This is a genomic window from Actinotalea sp. C106, assembly GCF_023630195.1.
Lineage (GTDB): Bacteria > Actinomycetota > Actinomycetes > Actinomycetales > Cellulomonadaceae > Actinotalea.
Map to the genome: position 1 here is coordinate 1 of NZ_JALPKN010000174.1, position 6,801 is coordinate 6,801.

Below are 6,801 nucleotides of genomic sequence, written 5' to 3' on the forward strand. Positions count from 1 at the left end.
GGCGCCGGCCACCCGCCCGCCGGGCGACGGATCGCGACCGGCCTCCGCTCGCGCCTGCCCTCGGCCGCCAGCTGGCGTGGGTCGGCGAGCACCCTCGCCCTGGCCCTGCCGGTGCCGATCCTCGGCATCCTGCTCTGGCACGTCGGGGTCCAGCAGGGCTGGACCCTGCCCTTCGGCATCCAGATGGCCTTCCTGCCGACCCCCGCCGCCGTGCTGACCCGCATGATCGACATCAGCGTGGGCGGGCAGATCGACGACGCGTTCAGCGGCACCCTGATCGAGCACCTCACCGCCAGCACCGGCCGGGTGCTCACCGGCTTCGGCCTCGCCGCGGCGACCGCCATCCCGCTCGGCGTCCTCATGGGCCGCTTCACGGTGGTGTTCCGGCTGCTGGACCCGGTGATCAACCTCGTCCGGCCCATCCCGGTGACCGCCTGGGCACCTCTCGCGCTGCTCATCATCGGCTTCGGTGACCGGTCGACGATCTTCCTGGTGTTCCTGGCGGCCTTCTTCCCGATCCTGCTCAACACGATCGCCGGCGTGCGCCGGGTACCGGTCCGGCTGCTCGAGGCCGCCGCGATGCTCGGCACCAAGCAGGCCCAGGTGCTCTACAAGGTGGTGCTGCCCTCGGCGATGCACTCGATCGTCGGCGGCCTGCGCATCGCCCTGGGCCTGGCCTGGGTGATCCTCGTGGTCGGCGAGACCGTCGGCATCAGCACCGGGCTCGGCTCGATGATCACCCAGGCCCGGGACATGTCCAAGACCGACCTCATCGTCGCCGGGATGGTCGTCATCGGCCTCGCCGGGTTCCTCGCCGACCGTCTCCTCGTCCTCCTCGTCAAGGTCGCCACCCGCGGGCGCCCGACCCTCTCCTAGGAGTCCCCATGCCTCGCATCGGCAACGACCGCGCCCCTCAGCCCGCCACCATCCGCGCCGTCGACCTCGGCAAGCGCTACGGCCCCCTCGGGGCCGGCGGCGTCCAGGCCATGGCCGGCGTCGACCTCGACGTCGCCGCCGGGGAGTTCGTCACCGTGGTGGGGGCGAGCGGGTGCGGCAAGAGCACCCTGCTGCGGATCATCGCGGGGTTCGAGCCCCCGACCGACGGCACCATCACGGTGGCCGACGAGCAGATCACCGGACCCGGGCCGGACCGCGGCGTCGTCTTCCAGGACTACGGGCTGTTCCCCTGGCTCACGGTCTCGGAGAACATCGCCTACGGCCCGCGGCAGAAGCGCTACCCCTCGGCCGTCGTCGCGGAGAAGACGACGCGCTTCCTCGAGGCCGTAGGCCTGACCCGGTTCGCGCGCTCCTACCCGGGCCAGCTCAGCGGCGGGATGCAGCAGCGCGTCGCGATCGCCCGGGTGCTGGCCAACGACCCGGCCGTGATGCTCATGGACGAGCCCTTCGGGGCCTTGGACGCCCTGACCCGCAGCGCCATGCAGGCCGAGCTCTCCCGCATCCACCGCGAGACGGGCACCACGGTGCTCTTCGTGACCCACAGCATCGAGGAGGCCGTCGTCCTGGCCGACCGCGTGGTGGTCATGGCCGGCGGGGCCTCCCACGGCGTTCCCGGTCACATCCGCGAGATCGTCCCGGTGCCGCTGGCCCGCGAGCGCGACGCCACGAGCCCCGAGTTCAACGAGCTCAAGCGCCACATCGCGGCCCTGGTGCACGAGGGGGTCGAGGCCGCGGCCTGACCGCGACGTCGCCACGAGGATCGCGGTAGGCACCTAGACTGGCTACCGGTAGGCAGTTAGCCTACTGACCGTGACGAGAACCATGCGGCAGCAGTGGCTCCACGGCTTCCTGGACGCCTGCCTCCTGTGCCTGCTCGCCGAGCGCAGGGACTACGGACGGGGCCTCGTCGAGAGGCTCATCGCGGTCGGCTTCGACGAGGTCCCCGGCGGCACCCTCTACCCGGCCCTCCTGCGGCTCGAGCGCCAGGGTCTGGTCCGCACCGAGCGCGAGGCCTCCACCTCTGGCCCGCCCCGCAAGTACTACGAGCTGACCGGGGCGGGCCACGAGGCCGTGCGGGACCGGCAGCGGACCTGGCTGGACTTCCGCGCGGCGATGGACGCCGTCGTCACGGCTCCCCTGCCCACCGGGCCCCGGCCCTCGGAGAGCGGGGGACCGTGATGGCGGCGGGCGAGTGGCAAGGCCGGTTCACCGATGGTCTTGTCGACCGAGGGGTCCATCCGGCCGAGGCGGACGAGCTCGCACGGGACGCCGTGCTCGAGGCCGAGGGCGCAGGGCTGGACCCTGCCTCGTTGTACGGGCCGGCCGTCGCCTACGCCGTCGCGATGGCGCGCACCGTCCGCGACGCCCGGGTGAACGCTGCGCCCTTGGCCCGCGAGCGTGGCGAGGTCGTCCTCCGCCTGCACGAGGTGACCAAGCGCTACCGCCGCCGGCAGGCACTGCCACCCACCAGCCTCACCCTGCGGGCCGGGGAGGTCGCGGCCGTGGTCGGCGCCAACGGCTCGGGGAAGTCCACGCTGCTGAACCTCTGCGCCGGCCTGGTGCGCGCCTCCTCCGGGACGGTCGAGCGGACCCCGCGCATCGGCTACGCCCCCCAGCAGGACGGGGTGGCCCCGCTGCTGACAGCCACCGAGCACTTCCGTCTCTTCGGTGCCGCGTACGGCATGGCCCCCCGGCGGGCGGTCGCCACCGGGCGGCACCTCGCCTCGCAGCTCGGCTGGACGCCCCGCCGGGACGGCATCGCCGGGCACTTGTCGGGCGGTACGCAGCAGAAGCTCAACGTCGTCCTGAGCGAGCTCGACCGCCCCGACCTGATCCTCCTCGACGAGCCCTACCAGGGCTTCGACCACGGGTCCTACGTCGACTTCTGGGACCAGGTCTTCACCTGGCGGGACGCCGGAGCGGGGGTCCTCGTCGTGACCCACCTCCTCCACGAGCTCGACCGCGTCGACCACGTCCTCGAGCTCGCCGCGGTGACGGGAGCCTGATGCTCCTGACCGTGACCGCCACCACCCTGCGCGAGGTCGTCCGGCGCCCGACGGCCCTCCTGCTCGTCTTCGCGCTGCCGCTCGTCTTCTACCTGGTCCGGCTCGACGTCCCGTGGCAGGCCATCCGGTTCCTGGCCATCGGGGTGGGGTGGGCGATCGCCACGCTGTCGCTGTTCAGCCACGTCTCCTCCCGGCACCTCGACCAGCGGCTCGCGGTCGTCGGAGCATCACCGAGCGCACTGTTCCTCGGCCGACAGCTGGCCCTGCTGGGCATCGGTGCGGTCGTGGCGGCCTGCTACCTCGGCGTCGTCCTCCTGACCCAGGACGAGATCCCCCGCATGGGCGGCATCGTCCTGCTCCTGGTCACCACCGTGCTCATCAGCGCTCCCCTGGGTGCCCTGGTCAGCCTCATCATCGGCCGTGAGCTCGAAGGCGCACTGGCCCTGCTCTCCGTGATGGCCCTCCAGCTCCTCGTCGACCCCGAGGAGCGGGCAGCTGGGCTGCTCCCCCTGTGGTCCACCCGTGAGCTGTCCGCCTATGCGATCGAGGACCACGCGACAGCCAGCCTCGCCCCCGGGCTGGCCCACTTCGCGGCGACCTTGGCCCTCTGCACGGCCATCGGCTGGGCAGCGAGCGTCATCCGGCTCACACCCGTGCGGCTCGCGACCCCGGGCGAACGGCACTGAGAGGAGCGGGCGGATAGGAACGTCACGGGCACGGTCAGCGCCGGACGCCGCCCCCCGCCTCGCTGCGGCGGCGCGAGACCGCGTCGATCGTGACGGCGAGGGCCAGCACCACCCCGGTCACGACGTACCGGACCGAGGAGTCGACGTTGAGCAGGGTCAGCCCGCTCGAGATCGCCTGGATGACGAGCACGCCGAGCACCGCCGACCACGCGCTGCCCCGCCCACCGAAGAGGCTCGTGCCGCCGATCACAGCTGCGGCGATCGCGGTGAGGTTGAGGTCGGATCCGCCCGTGCCCTGGTTGGCCGCGGCGAGACGGCCCGCCGAGAGCACCCCGCCCAGCGCCGCGAGCGCGGTGCAGGCCATGAAGCAGGTGACGTAGACCCGCCGCACGGCGATGCCGGCACGTCGGGCCGAGTCCACGTTGGAGCCCACGGCACGCACCGAGCGCCCCCACGCGGTGCGGCGCAGCAGCAGGTCCGCCACCACGACGAGCCCCACGAACAGCGCGACCATCGCGCCGACCCCGCGGTCGGTGTTGAGGTACCAGGTGGGCACCAGGAGCACCACGGCGAGGACGGCGGCCCGCCCCGCGACGGTCGGGAGGGAGGCGGCCGAGAGCTCGGCCTCGACCCGCCGCCGACGCTCGAGCAGCCGCGACCCGACGTACGCGGCGAGCACCAGGGCGACCACCGCGTACGAGGCCACCGGGTGCAGGAAGGTTTGCTGGGCGAAACGCACCAGCCACGACTCGTACGGCAGGTTGACCGACCCGGTCGACCCCAGCACCCGCACCTGCAGGCCGACCGCGACGAGCAGGCCTGCGAGGGTCACCACGAAGCTCGGCAGACCGAGGCGGGTGGTGAGCAGTCCGTAGACCCCGCCGATCCCCGCACCCAGGAGCACGGCGGTGAGCACCGCGACCCACAACGGCCAGCCCTGCTGCACGAACCCGACAGCCACCACCGCCGCCGCGAGCCCGCTCACGGCCCCGACCGACAGGTCGATCTGCCCGACCATGAGCACGAGGACCACGCCGAGGGTGATGATCCCCAGGCTCGCCGACTGCAGCGTGAGGTTGACGAGGTTGTCGGCCGAGAGGAAGTTGCCGTTGACCGCCTGGAACACCAGCGAGAGCACCACCAGGGCGCCGATCACGGGCCACGGACCGGGCTCGCCGCGCCACCGGCCCCACGGCGCACCTCCGTGGCGCCAGGACAGGTCGAGAGCGGTGCCGCTCATGCGTCCTCCCCCGCCGTCCGACGCCGGCGCGGGGCGCTGACCCCGGTGATCGCCGCGATGATGTCCTCGTAGCTGGCCTGCTCGGCGTCGAAGTCACCGTTGAGCCGCCCTCGCCGCAGCACCACCACACGGTCCGCCACGGCCTGCACGTCGGCCATGTTGTGGCTGACCAGGACCACCCCGTGGCCGCTGTCCCGGACCCGTTCGATGGTGGTGAGGACCTCGGCGGTCTGCGTCACGCCCAGGGCCGCGGTGGGCTCGTCGAGCACGAGCACGCGCGGGTCGCCGAGCAGCGCCCGCGCGATGGCCACGGTCTGACGCTGACCGCCCGAGAGGGTCGCGACCGGGGCACGGACCGAGTCCACCCGTGCACCGAGCCGGGACAGCACCCGCCAGGCCTCACGCTCCATCGCGACCTCGTCGAGCACGCCGCCGCGCCGCAGCTCCTGGCCGAGGTAGAGGTTCTCGACCACGTCGAGGTCGTCGCACAGGGCGAGGTCCTGGAAGACGGTCGCGATGCCGAGCTGGCGGGCGAGCCCGGGCGAGGTCAGCCCGAGCTCCTGCCCGTCGACAACGAGCTCGCCGGCGTCGGGCACGATCGTCCCCGCCATGATCCCGACCAGGGTCGACTTGCCGGCGCCGTTGTCCCCGACCACGGCGACCACCTCGCGCGGGTGGACGTCGAGGTCGACGTCGACCAGGGCGCGGACCGCGCCGAAGCTGTGCGAGACGCCGCGCAAGGAGAGCACCGGCGTGCCGGCCGTGGTCGAAGGGCCGGAGCCATGACCCGCTCCGTGGTCGGTGGCTGCGCTCATCCGGCCCCCTCCCCCATGAGCTCGAGCCCGCGGCACGCCTCGGCGTACGCCTCGGTGCAGATCTGGTCCACGGTGAAGACCCCACCTCTCACGATCACGCGGTCGACGTTCTGCCTGGTCACACCCACCGGGGTGAGCAGGACGGCCGGCACCCCGGCGACCTCGGCAGTCGCCGTCGGCTCCTCCCCGCGGAGCACCCGCACGGACAGCTCGGCGGCGGTACGGGCCTGCTGGCTGATGGCCTTGTAGACGGTCATGTGCTGGTCTCCCGCGACGATCCGTTGCACCGCCGCCAGCTCTGCGTCCTGCCCCGTCACCGGCGGCACCGGGTCCAGGCCAGCCGCGCGCAGGGCCGAGATCGCCCCGCCCGCGGTGCCGTCGTTGCCCGCGTAGACCCCGACCACCCGGCCCGCGTACTGGGTGAGCTGGCCCTGGACCCACTCCTGAGCCTTGTCGGGGCTCCAGTCCGGGGTGTCGTACTCGGCGAGCACCTCGAGCCCCGAGTCCTCGAGGGCCCGCGCCACGCCCGCCTTGTGCCCGGCCACGTTGGGGTCGGTAGGTGACCCGTGCACCAGGAGCACCCCCTCACCCTCCTCGGTCTCCCCGACGGCCGTGACCAGCGCCTCGCCCTGGACCTGACCGACCCGGGCGGCGTCGTAGGCCACGAAGTAGTCGAGCGGGACGTCGGCGATGAACCTGTCGTAGGCGATGACCGCGACCCCGCGCTCGGCCGCCGTGGTCACGATGCTCTGCGCGGCCGCGGCGTCGACGGCGCCGAGCACGAGCACCTCGGCCCCTTGGGTCAGTGCGGACTCGGCCTGCTGCTGCTGCCGGGCGGCGTCCTGCTGGGCGTTGGCGTAGAGGACGGTGCACTCGGCGCAGCGCTGGGCCACCACCTGCTCGAAGACCGGCCGGTCGATCCCCTCGTACCGCGCGGTCTTGGACTCGGGGAGCAGCAGGGCGATCGTGCGGCCGTCCCCTTCGACGGCCCCCGGCTCCCCCGCCGGCGGACCGGCCGGGTCATGGGTCACGCAGCCCGCGAGGGCCATGCCCAGCACCGAGAGAGCGACCGCGGCGCGCAGCGCGACGGCGGAGCC

Annotated in this window: 8 protein-coding genes; 5 read left to right on the forward strand and 3 right to left on the reverse strand. The window is 73.1% G+C overall.

Annotated features, from left to right (window positions below):
* From L0B03_RS11930 to L0B03_RS11950, 5 genes are all read left to right on the forward strand, one after another.
* Positions 1-876: ABC transporter permease (locus L0B03_RS11930; protein ID WP_250446020.1), on the forward strand; the 876-nt coding region annotated here is incomplete at its 5' end.
* Positions 877-884: 8 nt separating this feature from the next.
* Positions 885-1,697: an ABC transporter ATP-binding protein gene (locus L0B03_RS11935; RefSeq protein ID WP_250446021.1), complete on the forward strand. Its 813-nt coding sequence runs from the start codon at positions 885-887 to the stop codon at positions 1,695-1,697.
* Between the two features lie 70 nt (positions 1,698-1,767).
* Positions 1,768-2,136 carry a PadR family transcriptional regulator gene (locus L0B03_RS11940; protein ID WP_250446022.1) on the forward strand — a complete coding sequence of 123 codons (369 nt, stop codon included), beginning with the start codon at positions 1,768-1,770 and terminating at the stop codon, positions 2,134-2,136.
* The gene (locus tag L0B03_RS11945; RefSeq protein WP_250446023.1) at positions 2,136-2,963 is read left to right on the forward strand and encodes an ATP-binding cassette domain-containing protein; all 828 of its coding nucleotides are present in this window, start codon (positions 2,136-2,138) and stop codon (positions 2,961-2,963) included. The genes L0B03_RS11940 and L0B03_RS11945 overlap by 1 nt, the downstream gene beginning before the upstream one ends.
* 11 nt (positions 2,964-2,974) lie before the next feature.
* The gene (locus L0B03_RS11950) at positions 2,975-3,649 is read left to right on the forward strand and encodes an ABC transporter permease (RefSeq protein ID WP_250446024.1); all 675 of its coding nucleotides are present in this window, start codon (positions 2,975-2,977) and stop codon (positions 3,647-3,649) included.
* A 34-nt stretch (positions 3,650-3,683) separates the two neighbouring features.
* On the opposite strand, the gene L0B03_RS11955 is transcribed toward L0B03_RS11950, so the two are convergent.
* The 3 genes from L0B03_RS11955 to L0B03_RS11965 form a co-directional block, all read right to left on the reverse strand.
* Positions 3,684-4,889 carry a sugar ABC transporter permease gene (locus L0B03_RS11955; RefSeq protein ID WP_250446025.1) on the reverse strand — a complete coding sequence of 402 codons (1,206 nt, stop codon included), beginning with the start codon at positions 4,887-4,889 and terminating at the stop codon, positions 3,684-3,686.
* Positions 4,886-5,704 (reverse strand): ATP-binding cassette domain-containing protein, encoded by an 819-nt coding sequence (locus L0B03_RS11960; RefSeq protein ID WP_250446027.1) that lies wholly within the window; start codon positions 5,702-5,704, stop codon positions 4,886-4,888. The genes L0B03_RS11955 and L0B03_RS11960 overlap by 4 nt, the downstream gene beginning before the upstream one ends.
* Positions 5,701-6,801 (reverse strand): sugar ABC transporter substrate-binding protein (locus tag L0B03_RS11965; RefSeq protein ID WP_250446028.1); only part of this gene is annotated, 1,101 nt, incomplete at its 5' end. The genes L0B03_RS11960 and L0B03_RS11965, both read right to left, overlap by 4 nt.

Coding starts and splice junctions, on each gene's coding strand:
- L0B03_RS11955 (WP_250446025.1), bottom strand. CDS start 4,889: ATGAGCGGCACCGCTCTCGACCTGTCCTGGCGCCACGGAGGTGCGCCG.
- L0B03_RS11935 (WP_250446021.1), top strand. CDS start 885: ATGCCTCGCATCGGCAACGACCGCGCCCCTCAGCCCGCCACCATCCGC.
- L0B03_RS11945 (WP_250446023.1), top strand. CDS start 2,136: ATGGCGGCGGGCGAGTGGCAAGGCCGGTTCACCGATGGTCTTGTCGAC.
- L0B03_RS11960 (WP_250446027.1), bottom strand. CDS start 5,704: ATGAGCGCAGCCACCGACCACGGAGCGGGTCATGGCTCCGGCCCTTCG.